This window comes from Streptomyces sp. AC627_RSS907, from assembly GCF_019049165.1.
On the sequence record NZ_JAGMUE010000807.1, the window covers coordinates 1 to 577 of the forward strand.

1 protein-coding gene is annotated in these 577 nt (G+C 71.6%); it reads left to right on the top strand.

From position 1 onward, the window contains the following. Window positions 1–77: 77 nt before the first annotated feature. Window positions 78–577 (top strand): helix-turn-helix domain-containing protein (locus KUM32_RS38745; RefSeq protein WP_254406722.1); only part of this gene is annotated, 500 nt, incomplete at its 3' end.

A 577-nucleotide genomic window follows, 5' to 3' on the forward strand; every position in this document is an offset into this window, starting at 1 on the left:
CCCCCTCACCCGTGCAACACGCCACTTTTGCAAGCGGTCGCTTGCAAAAGTTAGCGACGGGCGGCAGCATCGCAGGCATGGCAGCACTGAACGTCGGCAACCTCGGCGAGTTCCTGCGTGAGCAGCGGCGTACGGCCCAGCTCTCGTTGCGACAGCTCGCGGACGCGGCGGGGGTGTCGAATCCGTACCTCAGCCAGATCGAGCGCGGACTGCGGAAGCCGAGCGCCGACATCCTCCAGCAGTTGGCCAAGGCGCTGCGGATCTCCGCCGAGACGCTGTACGTCCAGGCCGGCATCCTCGACGCGCGGGACCGGGCCGAGGCCGAGGTCACCAGCGCGATCCTGACCGACCCGACCATCACGGAGCGGCAGAAGCAGGTGCTGCTCCAGATCTACGAGTCGTTCCGCAAGGAGAACGGCACCGAGTCGGGCCGCCCGACCGGCGCCGCCGACCACGACGGGCCCGCTCCCGACGCCCCGGCCAGCGCCGCGCCGGACGCCACCCGCGACGGCATAGCCGACGCCGCGGACAGCGGCCCCCAGCACCCCGCGAGCGGCACGCCCGGCACCAACCCCGA